The organism is Streptomyces sp. LUP30 (assembly GCF_001746365.1).
Classification (GTDB): Bacteria; Actinomycetota; Actinomycetes; order Streptomycetales; family Streptomycetaceae; genus Streptomyces.
Map to the genome: position 1 here is coordinate 72,759 of NZ_MJAJ01000014.1, position 17,164 is coordinate 89,922.

Annotated in this window: 19 protein-coding genes and 3 pseudogenes; 12 read left to right on the forward strand and 10 right to left on the reverse strand. The window is 67.6% G+C overall.

Translation table 11 applies throughout. The annotated features are described in order from the left end of the window. Positions 1–200: 200 nt before the first annotated feature. The 5 genes from BG482_RS14395 (at position 201) to BG482_RS14415 (ending at position 6,426) form a co-directional block, all read left to right on the forward strand. Positions 201–1,445: an ABC transporter substrate-binding protein gene (locus BG482_RS14395; protein WP_069769453.1), complete on the forward strand. Its 1,245-nt coding sequence runs from the start codon at positions 201–203 to the stop codon at positions 1,443–1,445. A gap of 88 nt (positions 1,446–1,533) precedes the next feature. After that, complete coding sequence (locus BG482_RS14400) at positions 1,534–2,484, forward strand: carbohydrate ABC transporter permease (RefSeq protein ID WP_069769398.1); 951 nt, start codon at positions 1,534–1,536, stop codon at positions 2,482–2,484. Continuing rightward, positions 2,484–3,317, forward strand: a complete 834-nt coding sequence (locus tag BG482_RS14405; protein ID WP_069769399.1) for a carbohydrate ABC transporter permease — start codon at positions 2,484–2,486, stop codon at positions 3,315–3,317. Before BG482_RS14400 ends, BG482_RS14405 begins: the two co-directional genes overlap by 1 nt. A 90-nt stretch (positions 3,318–3,407) precedes the next feature. Next, a complete protein-coding gene (locus BG482_RS14410) occupies positions 3,408–4,586 on the forward strand; it encodes an ABC transporter ATP-binding protein (RefSeq protein WP_069769400.1) in 1,179 nt (392 codons plus the stop codon). Between the two features lie 1,573 nt (positions 4,587–6,159). After that, positions 6,160–6,426 carry a hypothetical protein gene (locus BG482_RS14415; protein ID WP_069769401.1) on the forward strand — a complete coding sequence of 89 codons (267 nt, stop codon included), beginning with the start codon at positions 6,160–6,162 and terminating at the stop codon, positions 6,424–6,426. Positions 6,427–6,603: 177 nt separating this feature from the next. Here BG482_RS14415 and BG482_RS46145 read toward each other — a convergent pair whose 3' ends face one another. Further along, the gene (locus BG482_RS46145) at positions 6,604–6,978 is read right to left on the reverse strand and encodes a helix-turn-helix domain-containing protein (RefSeq protein ID WP_079141810.1); all 375 of its coding nucleotides are present in this window, start codon (positions 6,976–6,978) and stop codon (positions 6,604–6,606) included. Between the two features lie 243 nt (positions 6,979–7,221). Between BG482_RS46145 and BG482_RS43440 the strand changes: the two genes are divergently transcribed. Next, entirely contained in the window at positions 7,222–7,464 is a 243-nt protein-coding gene (locus tag BG482_RS43440) for a hypothetical protein (RefSeq protein ID WP_141746578.1), read from the forward strand. 217 nt (positions 7,465–7,681) lie between these two features. On the opposite strand, the gene BG482_RS14420 is transcribed toward BG482_RS43440, so the two are convergent. Continuing rightward, the gene (locus BG482_RS14420; protein WP_069769402.1) at positions 7,682–8,032 is read right to left on the reverse strand and encodes a hypothetical protein; all 351 of its coding nucleotides are present in this window, start codon (positions 8,030–8,032) and stop codon (positions 7,682–7,684) included. A gap of 211 nt (positions 8,033–8,243) precedes the next feature. Between BG482_RS14420 and BG482_RS42615 the strand changes: the two are divergent. Further along, positions 8,244–8,360 (forward strand): annotated as a pseudogene (locus tag BG482_RS42615) (IS3 family transposase); the annotation flags it as partial. 185 nt (positions 8,361–8,545) lie between these two features. Here the strand turns inward: BG482_RS42615 and BG482_RS14425 are convergent. The 4 genes from BG482_RS14425 to BG482_RS45800 all read right to left on the reverse strand — a co-directional run bounded on the left by BG482_RS14425 (position 8,546) and on the right by BG482_RS45800 (position 10,573). Next, positions 8,546–9,262: a PaaI family thioesterase gene (locus BG482_RS14425; protein ID WP_069769454.1), complete on the reverse strand. Its 717-nt coding sequence runs from the start codon at positions 9,260–9,262 to the stop codon at positions 8,546–8,548. A 173-nt stretch (positions 9,263–9,435) separates the two neighbouring features. Further along, positions 9,436–10,236, reverse strand: coding sequence for a thioesterase family protein (locus BG482_RS14430; RefSeq protein ID WP_069769403.1), 801 nt, complete (start codon positions 10,234–10,236; stop codon positions 9,436–9,438). Positions 10,237–10,295: 59 nt separating this feature from the next. Beyond that, positions 10,296–10,460 (reverse strand): hypothetical protein, encoded by a 165-nt coding sequence (locus tag BG482_RS46150; RefSeq protein ID WP_176741377.1) that lies wholly within the window; start codon positions 10,458–10,460, stop codon positions 10,296–10,298. Beyond that, positions 10,400–10,573, reverse strand: coding sequence for an ATP-binding cassette domain-containing protein (locus BG482_RS45800; protein ID WP_370745786.1), 174 nt, complete (start codon positions 10,571–10,573; stop codon positions 10,400–10,402). The genes BG482_RS46150 and BG482_RS45800 overlap by 61 nt, the downstream gene beginning before the upstream one ends. Positions 10,574–11,000: 427 nt before the next feature. Between BG482_RS45800 and BG482_RS14435 the strand changes: the two genes are divergently transcribed. The 4 genes and pseudogenes from BG482_RS14435 (at position 11,001) to BG482_RS14450 (ending at position 13,309) form a co-directional block, all read left to right on the forward strand. Further along, positions 11,001–11,609 carry a TetR/AcrR family transcriptional regulator gene (locus BG482_RS14435; protein WP_069769404.1) on the forward strand — a complete coding sequence of 203 codons (609 nt, stop codon included), beginning with the start codon at positions 11,001–11,003 and terminating at the stop codon, positions 11,607–11,609. Then, positions 11,609–11,818 (forward strand): annotated as a pseudogene (locus tag BG482_RS45170) (MFS transporter); the annotation flags it as partial. The gene BG482_RS14435 and the pseudogene BG482_RS45170, both read left to right, overlap by 1 nt. A 179-nt stretch (positions 11,819–11,997) precedes the next feature. Then, the gene (locus BG482_RS14445; protein WP_256096366.1) at positions 11,998–12,489 is read left to right on the forward strand and encodes a MaoC family dehydratase; all 492 of its coding nucleotides are present in this window, start codon (positions 11,998–12,000) and stop codon (positions 12,487–12,489) included. A 163-nt stretch (positions 12,490–12,652) separates the two neighbouring features. Further along, positions 12,653–13,309, forward strand: a complete 657-nt coding sequence (locus tag BG482_RS14450; RefSeq protein ID WP_256096367.1) for a 1-acyl-sn-glycerol-3-phosphate acyltransferase — start codon at positions 12,653–12,655, stop codon at positions 13,307–13,309. A 117-nt stretch (positions 13,310–13,426) separates the two neighbouring features. On the opposite strand, the pseudogene BG482_RS46155 reads toward BG482_RS14450, so the two are convergent. Continuing rightward, positions 13,427–13,553 (reverse strand): annotated as a pseudogene (locus BG482_RS46155) (hypothetical protein); the annotation flags it as partial. Positions 13,554–13,644: 91 nt separating this feature from the next. Between BG482_RS46155 and BG482_RS14455 the strand changes: the two are divergent. Beyond that, entirely contained in the window at positions 13,645–14,202 is a 558-nt protein-coding gene (locus BG482_RS14455) for a hypothetical protein (RefSeq protein ID WP_069769408.1), read from the forward strand. 107 nt (positions 14,203–14,309) lie between these two features. Here the strand turns inward: BG482_RS14455 and BG482_RS14460 are convergent, their stop codons facing one another. The 3 genes from BG482_RS14460 to BG482_RS14470 form a co-directional block, all read right to left on the reverse strand. Further along, positions 14,310–14,999: a response regulator transcription factor gene (locus BG482_RS14460; protein ID WP_069769409.1), complete on the reverse strand. Its 690-nt coding sequence runs from the start codon at positions 14,997–14,999 to the stop codon at positions 14,310–14,312. Continuing rightward, on the reverse strand, positions 14,996–16,210 hold the full coding sequence (locus tag BG482_RS14465; RefSeq protein WP_079141811.1) for a sensor histidine kinase: 1,215 nt from the start codon (positions 16,208–16,210) through the stop codon (positions 14,996–14,998). Before BG482_RS14465 ends, BG482_RS14460 begins: the two co-directional genes overlap by 4 nt. Before the next feature lie 81 nt (positions 16,211–16,291). Next, entirely contained in the window at positions 16,292–16,948 is a 657-nt protein-coding gene (locus tag BG482_RS14470) for a hypothetical protein (protein ID WP_141746579.1), read from the reverse strand. Positions 16,949–17,164: the final 216 nt, after the last annotated feature.

The window sequence follows — 17,164 nt, forward strand, 5'->3', positions numbered from 1 at the left end:
TGCCGTATTCGATGTGGGCGATGTGGGCGACTTAGAGGCTGATGTTGCGTCATGTGACGCTTTGACGGCTTAGCGTGGTCACGGAAGCGCGCCGGGCCCGGTCCGGTGTCCCCAACCCGGATTCGAGGTGTCGTCGCGTGCGCGGGTGCGGAAACCAGCGGGCTCCGGGCAGGAAGGCGCTCACCGCGCGGCAGCGGTGGCTGAGAGCCCTTGCTGTACTGCCGCTGCTGGCGTCCCCGCTCGCCGCGTGCGACGGCGGTGGGGGTTCCGGCCCGGTCACCATCAACTGGTACAACTTCCCCGACGACTCGGGCGCCCTGCAGAGTGCGGCCGACCGGTGCGGTAAGCAGTCCGGCGGACGCTACCGGATCGTCTACAACAAGCTTCCGCGTGCCGCCGACGGCCAGCGCCAGCAGCTCGTCCGTCGGCTTGCCGCCGAGGACGACTCGATGGACGTCCTGGGCCTCGACGTCACCTGGCCCGCCGAGTTCGCCGAGGCCCGCTGGATCCGCGAGTGGACGGGCCGGGCCAAGCAGCAGGCCACCGACGGCACCCTGCGCGTCCCCCTCCAGACGGCGACCTGGAAGGGCAAGCTCTACGCCGTTCCGTACAACACGAATACCCAGCTGCTGTGGTACCGGAAGGACCTGGTGCCCACACCGCCCAGGACATGGTCGGAGATGCTGGACACGGCGCGCCGTCTGGCCCGGCAGGGCAAGCCCCACTACGTGGAGATCCAGGGTGCCCAGTACGAAGGGCTCACCGTCTGGTTCAACACGATGGTCAGCAGCGCGGGCGGATCCATCCTCGATCCGAGTGCCAACGAAGCCTCCCTTGGCCCGCCCGCCGTACGGGCCGCCGGCGTCATGCGCGACATGGCGAACTCCCCGGCTGCCGACCCCTCCCTGTCTAATCAGATGGAGGATCAGAACCGGCTGGCCATGGAGTCGGGCGTGGCAGCATTCGAGCTCAACTATCCGTTCGTCTATCCGTCGATGAAGGCGAACAATCCTCAGCTGTTTAAGAATTTCGCCTGGGCCCCCTACCCCCGCGTCGACGCCGGCCGGCCGTCACGGCCCACCATCGGCGGCATCGACCTGGCGGTGAGCACCTACTCGCGCCACCCCGACCTGTCCTTCGAAGCGGCCTTGTGCCTGCGCGACCGGCAGAATCAGCTCACCGCGGCGCTGAAGGGCGGTCTGCCGCCGACCTTGCGGGCCCTGTACGACGATGCGACCTTCGTCGAGCAGTACCCCTTCGCCCAAGAGGTGCTCGACGCCCTGCAGTCGGCGAGTGTCCGCCCGATCACCCCGGCCTACCAGAACGTGTCGATCGTGATCTCCCACGCGCTCTCCCCACCCTCCGGGATCACACCGGAAAGCACGGTCGCCACCATCAGCAGCCAGATCGACGATGCCCTGCAATCCAAGGGTGTGATCCCGTGAACCGCAACCGCAACCGCAACCGCAACCGTCTCCGACCCACCACAGACCGGAACCCTCGTGCGCGATACCCGTACCGGGGGGGTCCGAGATGAGCGCGCAAGCACCGTCGGCCGCAGGCCCGCCGCCCGCCGAGCAGCAGCAGGCGCAGGACCGCAAGGCCCTCTCGGAGGGCGCCCGGCAGGAGCGGCGGCTCGGCTGGCTGCTCTGCGCCCCGGCCGTGATCGTCATGCTCGCGGTAACCGCCTACCCCGTCGGGTATGCCGTCTACCTCTCCCTTCAGCGCACCGACCTGCGCTTCCCGGGGCAGGCGAAATTCATCGGACTGAGCAACTACGGCGTCGTGCTGTCCTCCTCGTATTGGTGGGACGCCTTCTGGGTGACGGTGTTCATCACGGGGGTCTCGGTCACCATCGAGCTGGTCCTCGGTATGGGGCTCGCCTTGGTCATGCACCGGACGATCTTCTGGCGCGGCGCCGTCCGCACCTCGGTGCTCATCCCGTACGGAATCGTCACGGTGGTAGCCGCCTATTCCTGGCAGTACGCCTGGACCCCCCAACTCGGCTATCTCGCCGGGCTGCTGCCCAACGGCAGCGCCCCGCTGACCGAGCAGTGGCCCGCCCTGTGGCTGATTGTCCTCGCCGAGGTGTGGAAGACCACTCCGTTCATGGCGCTGCTGCTCCTCGCGGGTCTCGCCCTGGTGCCCGAGGAGACCCTGCGGGCGGCCATGGTGGACGGCGCCTCCCCCTGGCAGCGCTTCACCAAGGTGATGCTGCCCCTGATGAAACCGGCGATCCTGGTGGCACTGCTCTTCCGTACGCTCGATGCGTTCCGGATCTTCGACAACATCTACATCCTCACCTCGGGCGCGCACGGCACCGGGTCTGTGTCGATCCTCGGCTACGACAACCTGTTCACCGCCCTGAATCTGGGCATCGGATCGACGATCTCGGTGCTGATCTTCATCTGCGTCGCAATCATCGCGTTCGCGTTCGTCAGACTGTTCGGTGCGGCGGCACCCGGCGCGGAGGTGAAGCGCTGATGGCAGCCGCCGGAAGGTCGCACGCCGTCCGATGGGGCGTTCTGAACGTGGCGGTGGTGCTGTACGCCCTGTTCCCGGTGTGGTGGATCATCGCTCTGTCCTTCAAGAACCCCGGCACCCTCACCGACGGCGACTACATTCCCCGACAGTGGACCTGGGAGAACTACCGGGGCATCTTCCAGACCAGCGAGTTCACCCGCGCGCTGATCAACTCGATCGGCATTGCTTTGATCTCCACGACGATCGCCGTCGTGCTGGGCACCATGGCCGCCTATGCGGTAGCCAGGCTCAGGTTCCCCGGCAAGGGGCTCCTCATCGGCATGTCCCTGCTGATCGCGATGTTCCCGCCGATCTCCCTGGTCTCACCGCTGTTCAACATCGAGCGCATCCTGGGGATCTTTGACACCTGGATCGGCCTGATCATCCCGTACATGACCTTCTCGCTGCCGCTGGCCATCTACACCCTGTCGGCGTTCTTCAGGGAGATCCCCTGGGACCTGGAGAAGGCCGCCAAGGTCGACGGGGCGACCCCGGCGCAGGCGTTCCGCCTGGTCATCGCCCCGCTGGCGGCGCCGGGCGTGTTCACCACGGCCATCTTGGTATTCATCTTCTGCTGGAACGACTTCCTCTTCGCGATCTCGCTGACCTCCACCGATCGCGCGCGGACCGTGCCCGCCGCGATCGCGTTCTTCACCGGCAGTTCGCAGTTCGAGCAGCCCACGGGTTCGATCGCCGCCGCCGCCGTGGTGATCACCATCCCGATCATCATTTTCGTCCTGTTCTTCCAGCGGCGGATCGTCGCCGGACTGACCTCCGGGGCGGTCAAGGGGTGACCGACGCCCGGGCGGCGGGCCCGCCGTGGACCCGCCGCCCCGATGGCGCACCCCTGACCCGGAAGCTGTGAAGACAAGGAGGCACCACCTATGGCCGAGATCGTCCTCTCGGGCATCACCAAGCGTTTTCCCGACGGATCGCTCGCCGTGCAGGGCGTGGACCTCGACATCGCCGACGGCGAGTTCGTGATCCTGGTCGGTCCGTCCGGGTGCGGCAAGTCCACCACCCTGAACATGATCGCCGGCCTTGAGGACATCACCGAGGGCACCCTGAGCATCGGCGACCGGGTCGTGAACGATCTTCCGCCCAAGGACCGCGACGTCGCGATGGTGTTCCAGAGCTACGCCCTGTACCCGCACCTGAGCGTCCGCGAGAACATGGGCTTCCCGCTGCGCCTGGCCAAGGTGGACAAGGCGACCATCAACCAGAAGGTCGAGGAGGCGGCGCGGGTCTTGGACCTTGGCGAGTTCCTCGACCGCCGGCCGGCCGCCCTGTCCGGCGGCCAGCGGCAGCGCGTCGCCATGGGGCGGGCGATCGTCCGCGACCCGAAGGTGTTCCTGATGGACGAGCCGCTGTCCAACCTGGACGCCAAGCTCCGTGTCCAGATGCGCACCCAGATCGCCCGACTGCAAAGGCGCTTGGGCACCACCACCGTGTACGTCACCCACGACCAGACCGAGGCGATGACCCTCGGCGACCGCGTCGTCGTCATGAGGCTGGGAGTCGTCCAGCAGGTCGGAACGCCCGCAGAGCTCTACGACCTCCCGCGCAACATCTTCGTCGCCGGCTTCATCGGCTCCCCGGCGATGAACTTCCTCAACGCAACCGTCGAGGGGAGCATCCTGCACTCCGCCCTCGGGGACCTCCCTCTGGACGGCTCGACGAGGCAGGCACTGGAGCGGCAGAACGCGCCCCGCGAGGTCATCGTCGGCCTGCGACCAGAGGCCTTCGAGGATGCGGCCCTGGCGCATGACGCCCACGGCCCGGTCGTCACCGCCACCATCGACGTGCTGGAGTCCCTTGGCTCCGACGTATACGTCTACTTTGCCCAGGAGGGCGGCCCCGCGCAGAGCGCCGAACTGGAGGAGCTCGCGACCGACTCGGGCCTGCGGGACACCGGTGCCGTCCAGCAGATCGTCGCCCGCCTGGACGCCGCCACGCGGACCCGGGAGGGCCAACCGCTGGACATGCGGGTCGACATGAGCAAGGCTCACGTGTTCGACCCGAGGACCGGCACCAACCTCACCCACCCGGACAACACCGGTTGACGGACCGTTACCGGGGCGGGGCGTTCCCCGGCCGGTCCTGCTTCCTGGGTGGCAAGGGGCCTCGACGGGTCTGGTGCTGTTCTTCGCAAGACACGTCAATTGCCGTTGAGCGCACGCCGGTTACGCCCCGACTGGTGTGGTTACCGGCGTGCGGTGAACCGTGCGTGGGGCCGCTTGTGCGCGCAATCGCGATCGGCGAGCGTGGTCATCTTCGCCCGCAGCGGTTCCAGCCTCCCGCGTACCGCCGCCTCAAGTCCCAGCTTCGTGCCCACCGTCCTGACCTGACGCGGCCACTTGAAGAAGATCGGTTCGCGGTGGCGGGCCTGCCTGCGAGGTTCGGCGCCGTCGGCGCCGTCCTCTCCAACGAGCTCACCACCGAAGGCGGTTGGCGGCGCCGGGCCGCCGCGGATCGAGTGATGCGGCAGGAGTGGTCACGGCTCATCACCGCGGGTGACTCCCACCGGCATCACCACAAGAATCCGTCAGCACCTGACGGATCCTCATGAACGATCGGGGCTGGCGCGGCTGTTGGGCGATAATGGAAAGTGCCATCAAAAGAGGGACTTGGTTGATGCAAGCGAGTGAGCCTTGGAAATCAACGATTGGTTAACCCCCCATGGATGGTACCTCCTTTGCGGCATTAGGGTTCGCGACTTACGCTTGCTTTTGCAGTACAGGTCAGGGCAAAGCGGCCTCGCTTGCAACCCTCGAAGCGTGCATAATCAGTCAATTTTGATTACCCGACCACACGGGGCGAGTCTTGAATAAGTATTCTCTCATAGAGGGGTCGAATTTGCCAAAATATCGCTCGAAAGGGAGAGTCTGTGTTCGGGGTAGGATCTAAAGATATCATTCCTGCTGTGGTGCCCGTCGTGCTCGCGTCGTCCCTTGGCTTGGCTAGTCTATGGCTCCAGGAATGGCGATCTCGAAGGAATGCGGAAGCGCGACGTCGGCACGCGCTCGACGAAGCGCGAGCCTATCTTGGGTTTCTCGGCGAATGGGATTCCGCCCCTCAAGCGATCACGGCGAACCCTAGCGTGAAACTCACGAACGTCAGAGCAGCGGAGATCCTTGAAGACCTACTTGACGAGATTGACAAATCTTTTGGCGACCCCTCGCCGTCGGGAAATATCGCCATCTGGGTCCCGCTCAGGAGATTTCTATGGCTCTATCCGGTGCGGTCCATTATGGGATCAATGGCGCGACTGCTTTATTATACTGTTTTCATCTGGGCTCTCGTGTTCGTAATCTATGGCCTATCCTCTCAGGGGAGTTTGGGTGAAAGGATTGGTGTCTCCGCAGTTTTTTGGCTCATTGCGTTGGTGTTCCTAGTGCCTTTGTGGTGGCTGATTTATCTACTGTCGCCGAACTCTGAGCTGGCAGAGAGGAGAGGCCAACGCAGAGCGCCTAGGAAAAAAGCTGGCAGCAGGCAACCGCAGACGGCTCATTGGTCCTCACGCAACAGAGATCGTTAACCTCGAGTAGCACCAGGTCGACCTCTCGGCAGAAGAACTGACGCCCGAACAGCGCGAGGGCCGCCGGTCATAATGCGCTGTGTGGGCCTCGCGCCCATATGATCCGCCACTCGTTCGCCCTGCGCTGGTACCTGGTGCTGTCCATGGTGTGGCAGCTGCATCTGGACGGATACGCCGACCAGCAGCTGGCCGAGCAGGTCTCGGTCGACCAGGTGGACGCCGAGCCTCCGGGCCGGACGAAGGAGTCACTGGTGCTCGACAGCGTTGCCCAGCCACCGGTAAGGCCGGAGCCATACAGCGCGTCGGCGCGCGCGGCGGGCACTGCTCCTTCCTCCGCTGGTATGTCGGGCAAATCGCGGGCATGATTGACGGCCGCCGTCCGCGACGCCTGGGTCGCAGACCATCAGATGCTCGCCGGTACCCACGTCTACCTGATGGCACTGCTCGACGAGGGCGAGCAGACGGCAGCTGTCGGCGGCGCGCGGGAGGGTGCCGGTCGCCGGTGGCCGTATCAAGAAGCCCGAGGAGGTAAGCCCCGGTGCCTAGGAGGACGAGGACTGGCAGGCGATCATGACGGTGGGGCGCAGCGACGTCCGCCTGGTTCGGGGGCCGCAGTTCGCATCGCCGCAGATCGCCGCGCTCATCCGCCATCCCGATCGGGCGCCTCGCTGCGGAGCTGACCGGTGCCGCGACACTGTCCGCCTCAGCGCGGGTCTGTGGGCCAGGAGGCACTGCTTCGGGCGGCGTGCGCGGTCAAGTGCGCGTTTCTGCGCAGCGATCGCCCGGTAGACGTCCCGTCCGCCGTTGTTGCTGACTTCACGGCTGATCGTCGACACCGCACGCCCCAGGAGGCCGGCGATGGTCCGGTAGGACTCACCGGCACAAAGCCCGCGCGAGATCTCCTCCCGCTCGCCCATGGTCAAGCTTCCGGCGCGCGCCTTGCGGGGGTCCGGGAGCGATCCCTCCGTGATGCTTGACGACAGTGAACACCGAGCTGGGAGGCTTGCCGATCTGCCTCGAGATGAAGCTGATCGACTCCCCGGCCCTCCACCGTCGCCACAAGTCGGCCTTCATCTCGTCCGACATCCCCGGCCGACCCAGTCTCGCCACGTATACCGTCCTCAACCAGGACTGTTGCTCTGACCGGTGAAGAAGACCCGGTGACGGTGCACCCGTTCATCGAGGCGGAGAAGCGTGCAGGTCACAGCGTCAAACGGGCGTGTGAGCTGCTGAAGGTCTCCAGGACCGCCTTCTATGCCCGCCGCGCTGCCAGGCCCGGCTCCCGCGCGGTCCGTGACGCCGGGCTGGCGGAACAGATCGCCGCCCACTTGCGCGGGCATCTCTACGGCCGCGATCGCAGCACGATGGGGAGTACACAAAAACAAACATCTCGGCAAGACTGAAACGCGAGTTCGGCGAAACCGTGAGCGACCTACGTGGCGGGTGAGTCGGTCGATCAGGCGTCTGACGATGGTCGCTGACGGGTCATTCTTGCATCGGGCGGAAATGCAAGTGCCATGAGCCAGCGCTTCTCGATCGGGTGGTAGTGCCGCTGTTGGGAGCGGCACGCGTACTTAGGATGATCAGGCCCCTCGGCCGGCACCGCGGAGTTTTCCCAGCTCAGCAGAGCACGTCGACCGAGGTGACCAGATTGCCGCTGTCCAGCGGCCGCCCGGTCCACGGCCCGACATAGTCCCACTTGCCGTTGGCGTAGTTGACGTAGAAGGCGTTGCCCTGGGCGAGCGCACTCTTGTAGTAGTCATGAATCGGGTGGTGCTTACAACCATCGATGTTCCAGTACGCTCCCCCCGGGCCTGCTCCGTGCGCGAGGACGATGCAAGCCCTCCCGTCCTGGCATGCGTTGGCCCAGAAGCCGGCGGCGGAGGCTGGGCCGCCGGCAAGGGCGACGGTGGCTCCAGCTGCGGCAGCCAGGGTTACGGCCCGGGCGGTGAATCGACTGATCGACTGCATGACAGATCCTTTACCTAGAGGTCGAGCGCAGGCCCGTTCGAATCAGGGGATCGAGCCGACGGGTCTTGGTCGCTGCGGTTCTTCGGACGGATGCGCTGCGTGTGCGTCCGGGCTGTGTTTCGTTCCTTGAAGACCGTAGGCGTGACCTGTGACCCAAGAGCACCAGTGAGCGCGCCGGCAGTCCCCGATTCGTGCACAGCGGGTCCGATAGGTCTGGCGGCAGCTGTACCGCGAAGGCGTACCGGTGGCCGGGTGCACCGTCTCCCGGTTGATGCGTGATCTCGGCTTGGAGGGCGTCCGACGTGGGAAGAAGATCCGCACCACCGTCTGACGATCATGAACATGCTGGGCCGTCGACAGGAGTAGGCACACTACTCGGTGGTCACGTACGGCCCCGTGGAAGCAAATCCAGGCATGAGGCATGCTGTCCACGCCACGGGGCCCAGCTGATAGGGCTGGCCCCCGTGGCGGTTCAGCTGTCAGTTTCGCGAGTCCCAGCCAACGTCGGGGGTGTTATCGAAGGTCCACCCACAGCGCCGAGGCGACCGCGCAAAGGTCGCCCCCCGCCGTGGCCAGGGCAACACCCACCCGGTGCTTCCGCCCTTCCTCCGAGAGGACCCAGGCATAAGACACCAGCCGTGAGGAAACCGGCACCGGCCGGAGCAACCGCGCCGTGAGTGAGGCCGTCACCGCCCCCTCCCGTAACCTCCCCCGCAGCCGACCCGCCGCGTTCCCGGGGCAGTCGAGCGCCCCCCACACCAGCTCCGGCCGCAGCTTCCCCTCCGTGTCGGCGAGCGCGGGCCCGGCCGTCCATGCCGCGGCCACCAGATCCCGTCCCGGTACGACTCCGCAGTGCTGGCGCAGCCCGGTGTCGGGCGTGCGGTCGAGTCCGCACCCGAAGCAGTCCGCAGCCCCCTCCGGCGGAGCCGCGCGGTACGTCTCGGCCGCGGCCGAGGCCGCCTCCCAGGAGGGCGGTTCGGGGACTTCGAGGTCCAGCTCGTCGGGCGTGGCCACCGCGAGCACCCCGTCGGCGCCGGTCAGCACGGCCCCGCCGCCGGCGGTCTCTGTGAGACCCACCGGTACCTCAACCGGGGTCGGCCGTCGGAAGTCCACCCGGACGGTCTTGGCCGCCGCCCGCCCGGCGAGCACCCCCGCTATATACCCGCCGAATGCCACCCCGGGATACCCCCGCAGATGACGGGGCACCGTGATCGTCTCAATGTCGGTCATGGCGCCCACTCCACCACACACCTTGTTCCCGGCGGCGGCGAAGGGGCGGGCAGGTTCGACGCGCTGGGGGAGGGGGCTACTCCCCACCTCACAGGTGCCGTCTTCTTGCGATGCAACGAACGCCCGTCGCTCCCCACGACCTGCCGCACGAACCAAATCCGGCCCACACAGACTCAGGGGATGAGAGCGAGTTGGCGCGATTGGGCGACGAGGACGCCTCGCGAGTCCCAGATATCGCAATCCTCTTCATGAAAGCCGCCGGCGACGTGGCGGGTGTTGATCTGGCAGGCCAGCCAGCCGGGGGCGGGCCGATCTCGCAGGTGGATGGTCAGTTCGAGAGTGGCCGAGGGCATCTCCCCCAGCTCCATGATCGCCGGATATGCCGCGTCGGCCAGGAACGGCAGACTCACAAGGTCGGGTTCGCGGCCGTCGGCGAATCGCATCCAGAACGTCATGCTGGGGTCACCGCTGGGCTGTCCATGCAGCCAACCGGGTGGTTGAGCAGTCCGGTATTCGACCCGGTCTGCGACGGTGATGCCGGGCAGTTCGATCCCGGCCAGCGGATCGGAGAGGTCATCCGGCGAGGGCAGGTCTGGCGTCTCCGTCAGCGACAGATTGCGACCGTCCGCCTGGTCGAAGTCGGTGAACGTCGCCACGATCCGCAGGATCTCCTGGCCGCCCTGGCGCATCTGTGCCTCGCGAGTGGAAGTTCGGCGTCCTTCCCTGGCCGACTCCACCTGGATTTCGGCCGGCCCCGGTGATCCCGGCCGGAGGAAGAACGCCGAGGCCACCAGCGGATCTGGATGGGCAGAGCGCTCCTGGAGGGCACGAACCCCAACGGCCATGAGATAGCCACCGTTGGGGTTGCCGCTGGTGGTGTTCCAGCGATCGGTGAGGTGAGCCGTACAGCTCGCCTCAGAGGCCCAGTTGAGCCGGGTGTCCTGGTCGAAATCGTGCCCGATGGTCTTCCGCATGGGACAGAAGCTACTCAACAAGCGAGACCGCCCACCAGGCAGTCCATTCGTCGCTTCACTCACATCTGCCTTTGCATAACTGATGCCGCGCCCGTCAGCGTGTGATCCACTGACCTCTGGACCTGCGCAACGGCAAAGCCGAAGTCGAGGTGGTCGGCGACGCTCAACGCGGCGTAGGTCGGGTTGTCCTGAGCGACGAAGCCGATCTTGGCCAGCGGTTCCACACCCGAAGCGGGACGGCCGCCGCACACCTCGATGGTGAACCGGCCGTCGGGGTCAGCATGCGGGAGGCCAGGTTCAATAAGGTCGACTTGCCGGCGCCGTTGGGGCCGACCACCCGTCCGGCGGGGACATCCGGGTCGCAGTTCTGCAGCGTCCAGCGCTGTTTGTCCCTTTGTCCAGGCCCTGGGCATGCAAGACAGCGCTCGCGCTACGTCCTCTCCGGCGGCGTTACGAAATGCGTTCACAGCGCCTCGATGCTCTCGTCGTCGCGCCCTGCCAGGCGGGCTGGTCAGCCAGCGCTGCAGGTCTTTGCGGAGCGGTCCGTGCGCGGCGAGCGTGTCGCCGGCCAGCGTCCGGGCGGGTCACCAACGTCCCGACGCCGGGACGGGCGGTCCCCAGGTCGTGGCACTCCAGCGCCAGGTACGCCTTGAGAAAGGGCACTGCGGCGCCGGCCGCCCGGCACCACGCGGACCGCCAGCCCTGAGTCCGCGCAGATGGATTGCCGATAGACGCTGTCTACGAATATCTGGTAGACACTGTCTATGGATGTTGAAGGGTCTCTGCGGGAACGACTGGTCGATGCCGGCGTAGAGCTGGTGCTGTCTGAGGGCACCGCTTCGGTTGGTCTTCGGGAGATCGCCCGCCGGGCAGGTGTCTCGCACGGTGCGCCGCGGCGCTACTTTCCGACACACCGGGCGCTGCTGTCGGCCATCGCGCACAGAGGCTTCGAGGAGCTGGGCGCGCGGTTCGCCGCAGCCACGGCCGGGACTGCCGTGCCGCATGTTGAGTTGGCGGTGCTGGCGCGGGTGTACGTCACCTACGCACTGGAACGGCGCGGCATGTTCGAGCTGATGTTCCGTCACGACCTGCTCGACAGCAGCGAGCAGAGTGGAACCCCGGACGGACCTCGGCTGCGGGAGGCGACGCTTCCGATGTTCCAGCGTGTCACCGAGCTCGTCGTTCGGTGCCTGGCACAGGCGCTGGAGCCTGCGGCGGCCGTCACTGCGGCCGCCCTGTGGGCGAACCTGCACGGCATCGCTCAACTGCGGTCCTGGGGCAGCCTGCAACTCGCCCTCGGTGACGACGGTTTCAACAGTCACGAGGGGCTGATCGAAGCTGCACTGGACGCCCATCTGGGGCCCATGACCTGATGACCGGGCGGCTGCGACGCTCGGGTCCGCTTCTCGTCAGCGTGGCCGGGGCGGTGTCCGTCGCACTGGACGGCACCGTTCTACTCGTGGCGCAGCCCAGCCTGCAGCGTTGGCTCTCTGCGAGCCCGGCACAGATCCAGTGGCCCAGTACCGGGTATCTAGTCGCGGCGGCTGCCCTTCTCGCCGTCGCGGTACGGCTGGGCGACCGAGAGCCGTCAGCGACCTGAACCAGACCGCGATGCCATCGGCACGACTCTCGGCGTCGCCATCGCGACGAGCGCAGGCGCTGGCGCTCCGTGCGAACCACTTTGCTGCTGATGGCCGCGGCCGCGACCCTCGGCCCCCTGCCCTCAGCACTTTTTCCCAGAGCTCGTAAGGATGACGCAACTTGAATGGACACCAGGACATGGACGGATTCATGGTCCCCATCGATGACCGGTACTTCGAGGACTACACAGCGGGTGCGACGTACGAGTACGGCAGCGTTGCGGTCACGGAGGAGGAGATCATCGCCTTCGCCTCGCAGTACGACCCTCAGTCCTTCCACATCGATCCCATCGCCGCGCGGCAGGGCCCCTTCGGCGGGCTGGTCGCCAGCGGCTGGCACACGGTCACACTGATGATGCAACTGTTCGCCAGGCACTATCTGTCGAAGGTCGCGAGTCTGGGCAGCCCCGGGGTGGACGAACTGCGCTGGCTCAAGCCCGTCCACCCCGGCGACCGGCTCCGCCTGCACCTCCGCACCATCGACACCCGGCGATCGAGCTCCGATCCGCGACGCGGCATCGTGCGCACGCTCGCCGAGCTCATCGATCAGGGCGGCGAGCCGGTGCTGCGGGTGACGGTCGTGAACCTGCTGAGCACCCGGGACGGCGCATGACGGGTGGCACTCCGTCAAGGCGCGGCCAGTTGGGCGCTCGGTAACGCGTACGTCCGGTACGCGCTGGAATGCCGTGGCATGTTCGAGCTTGCCGCCGCGGGCGAGGGTCGCGCCAACGCGCGATGCGCACGAGTCATAGAGGAACGAATTGATGTATGAGCATTTGAAGTGGCTGACCGGGCCGGTGCTGCGTACTGCGGCGCGGCTCGAAGCCGTGGGCCTGGAGAATGTGCCGCAGTCGAACGGCGTCATACTCGCGTCCAACCACCTGTCCATCGTGGACTCCACCTTCCTGCCGCTGGTGCTGGATCGGCAGGTGACCTTCATGGCGAAAGCGGAGTACTTTGAGGGAGGTCCCTGGCCGATGCGGATCGTCTCGTCCTTCATGCGGGGCAGTGGGCAGGTTCCGGTCGACCGCGAGAACCAACGGGCGGCGGTGGCCTCGCTTGACGCGTGTCTTCGGGTGGTGAAGGACGGCGGTGTCTTCTGTATCTACCCCGAGGGCACACGCTCCCCGGACGGCCGGCTCTACCGGGCCAAGACGGGCGTGGCATGGCTGGCTCTCAAGTCCGGCGCGCCCGTGGTGCCGGTGGCCATGAGCGGCACCGACTGCGTCCTGCCCCCCGGGCGCATGCTTCCGCGTCCGGCCAAGGTCAAGGTCACCTTCGGCAAGCCCGTCGACCTCACCCTGTACGAGGGCTCCGCCGCTGACGCCGGTGCCCGAAGGGCTGTCTCTGACTTGATCATGCAGGCCCTGGCAGAGGTCTCCGGCCAGGAGTACGTGCCCCTCTACGCTGCGAGGGTGAAGGAGCAGGGCTGACCCGGCCCTCTTCTCCCGAAGCTACGACGAAGTGACGAGTAGCCCTCCGTAATCAGCGTGACGCGTGGTCAGGGACAGTGGGGCGGTTCCAGGGACCTCACCGGTCTGGAGGACGGTATCGGGCAGCGAGCTGCGACGTTCGCCGGGGAAGCGTTCAAACAGCAGGGAGTGCGACAGCGGATTCGTCGTGGCCACCCACAGGGAGTGGTTGACCATGGATCCGGCCGCCCGACCCGCGGGCGGCCCGTCCAGGTCGTCCGCCAGATGCGGCAGAACTTCCTCGGCATGCCCCGCATCCGCCAGCCGCTGCCCGACTTCCGACCGGAACGACCCGCATGACCGCACCCGACCCCACCGTCCAGGCCATGATCGAGGGACGCCGGGCCGACACTGGCAGACGCCGCCAACGCGTGCTCGCTTCCCTGGCCGAGGCCGCGAAGGACGGCTCCGAGGTCAGCGTCGCGGCCATCGCCCGCCGCGTGGGCGTCGACCGCATCTTTCTCTACCGTCACCGCGATCTGCTCGGCCAGGTTCACGCCCAGGCCCGCCGAGCCGCCCATGATCCCCGGCGGCCGGGGCCCGGCCGTGAGCCGGGCTTCCCTCCAAGCCGACCTGCCGCCGCCGACGCCCGCACCGCCCGCCTCACCGCCCAGATCCGCCGCCTCGAAACCCGCCTCAGCGAGGCCTTGGGCGAACAGGTCTGGCGGGAGTCCGGCATCGGCGGCCCCGAAGACACCGAACAGCTCCAGGCCCGGATCACTACCCTCGAACGGCAGGTCGTCGACCTGGAACTCAAGCTCCAGGACCGCGACGACGACCTCGCCGCCGCGCGCGCCGCTAACCGGGAGCTGATGCCCCAGCTCATCCGCGAACCAGCCCGCCGAGACCAATGACGTGCGGGTCAGCCCGGACCGGACACTCCCGGTCCGGGCTGACCCGCGACCCGGATACGCGTCGAAGGGGCCATGAGTTGATCGTGAAGCTCAGAAGGACCGGCCGGTCACCCGTTCCGCTGGGCCGGATCCTCCTCGGCGTGGATCCCATGCCGGTGCGCGTACACAATGGCCTGCGGGCGGTCGCGGCTGCCGGTCTTGGCGAAGATCTGATGGATATGGGTCTTCACCGTGGAGCGGCTCAGGTACAGCTTGGCGGCGATCTCAGCGTTGGACAGGCCCTGCGCGATCAGGCCGAGCACCTGGGCCTCGCGTTCGGTGAGGCCGTCGGGGAGAGCGGCGTTCTTCACGGTGTGGCCCGGGTCGTTGCGGCGGCTCGCGTGGATCAGGCGGGCGGCGGCGAGCGGGTCGAGCATGGCGTGGCCGCAGGCGGCGGCCTCGATGGCGCGGTGGATGTCCGCGGCGGAGGCGTTCTTGGTCAGGTAGCCGGTGGCTCCGGCCTCGAGTGCGGCGAGGATGGAGTCGTCGTCGGTATAGGTGGTGAGTACCACGACGGCCGTGGCCGGACGCTCGGCCCTGAGCCGGCGCGTGGCCTCGACGCCGTCGACGCCGGGCATGTGAAGGTCCATCAAGACCACGTCGGCCTCGTGCCGGGCGGCGAGATCGACGGCTTGAGCGCCGTCCGCGGCCAGCCCGGCGATGTGCACCCCGTCGACGGCGCCGAGGATGGTGGCCAGGCCCTCGCGCACGACCCGATGGTCGTCGGCGATGATCACGGAGATCGGCGTGGGGCTCATCGGTCATTCCCGTCGCTGCGGTTGCCCAGGTTGCCCCGTCGGTAGGGGATGCGTGCGGCGACCAGCCATCCGCCGTCGGGCGTGTGACCCGCCTGGAGATCGCCACCCGCCTGCTTGACGCGTTCCCTCATACCCTGGAGGCCGAACCCGCTGCCGCTCGCGTGCAGCGCCGCGGGCGTGTCCGGGCCCGGGGCAGGTCTCGTATTGCCGACCTGTACGGTCACGTCCCGCGGACCGAAGCCGACCCGCACACTCCGGCGCGTGTCAGGGGCGTGTTTGGCGGCGTTGGTCAGTGCTTCCTGGGCGAGCCGGTAGAGCGCGAGCGTGATGTCGGCATTGAGCTCCTGCTGGCTACCGTCCAGTTCGAGCTCTGCCTGATGGAGTTCGCAGAGCCGTTCGAGCTGCCGGGCCAGCGGCGTGGGCTCGCCCCGCAGCGCGCGGACGGCATGGCGTGCCTCGTCCAGGCCCGTGCTGACCAGCTCGTGGCCGAGCTCGATCTGTGTGATGAGCTTCTCGCGCGATACGTCGGTGCGGGCGAGGGTGTCGATAGCGGTGAGCTGGATCGACAGGGCGCCGAGGGTGTGGGCGAGCACGTCGTGCAGCTCGCGGCCGAGAGGGTTGCGCTCACCGGCGAGTTCCGCCTCGGCCCGTGCGAGCTCGGTACGCCGGCGTTCCGTGGCGACCAGCGTGCTTTGCCGAGCACGCCGGTCGATCTCGCGTCGCCTGGCACCAGCCACCAGCCCGGCGAGGACCACCGCGGCGGTGCCCAACAGGCGCCCCGGAAACGGCCCGTGAGGGATCGCCGCGAGGCAGTAGGCGACAGGACCGGCGGCAGACAGCACGAGGGCGGCGACCGGATCGAACGCGACGGCGGCCACGCTCGCCGCGACGCCGGTGAAGATCAACCCATTGGCATCAGTGACCGCGAGCACCGCCCCGGCTGCGCACATCACCGCGGCGACCGCGACCACGTGCGTACCTCGGGTGCGGGCGATCAGGACGAGCCAAGCCAGCGCGGCGACGGCCAGAGCGACAGGCGCCACGATCCCGGGGGCAGCGGGAAGTGTGACGATGTTGATCCAGATCGACACCCCCAGCCCCACCAGCATGGCCGCGGCACGCGCCCGTGGGTCGGGGATCATGCCGCTCAGCCCGATCCCGGGAGGGTCCACGGCCGGGCTTAACCTTCTAACAATACTCTCGGTCCGCATTATCCCAGGATGGCGTGCCTGCAGAGCGCGCCCCCAGCGCGCGGACAGCACGGACGATCAGGCCGAGCAGCGGTATGAGAATCACCGTGCACCGCCCGTCACATGCGCGGCGCCCACGACCGGACCGGCCTGGGCCAGGCGCGCGCGGCCTCGCACGTACAGCCCCAGGCTGCGGAACAGGCTCATGCTCACCGACAGGAAGATGAAGCCGTTCGTCAGACCGGTGGCGTTCAGGTGGTGGGTGGTCAGGAACACGCCGACCCCCACCGGAAAGATGTGCTGGGCGCCGTAGGCGAAGCCGAGCCGGGCAGCCGTCACGGCGATCCAGACCGCCGCGTAACCGGCCCCCGAGCGGCTGACCGCGGCGGGGCTGCCTGGGGTGGGCGAGGTGCGCGGCCAACGGCGTCGCCAATCCGGTTGGTAGTCGACGGACACCAGCAGCGGGCAGACCGAGAACAGCCCGAGTGCCGCCCCCGCCAGCGCGCCGGCGCCCTGCAGCAGCAGATCGTTCCCGCCGGTGGGCAACGAGGTGAAGAAGAACGGCACGATAACGGCGACGCCGACGACCGGCCGTCCCACCCGGAACCAGCTGATCTTGCGGCGGCCGAGATCGGACTCCAGCACCACGGCCAGGATCGCCAGCTGCATGATCACGATCTTCGCTGTCATGCGCCCACCCTCGCCGCGACGCCCGGCCCTGCCATCGGCCTCCGGGCTGGTCACCGGATGGAGATGCAAGGGTGGAGGGTGGAGACCGCGGTCCCCCCCACCGCCGACGGCCGCTCCTGGCCTCGATCACCTGCCGGTCATGTCAGCAGGCCCTCACCGGGAGGCTGCTTCTGGCCGAGTCAAGGATTACTCACGCGTGCTCGTCGTCGGTGAAGGCGGTGCCGGCCAGTGGGCCGCGCCGCAACAGCGACCAATCGCCCTCCACGGGTATCGATCCCGACTCGA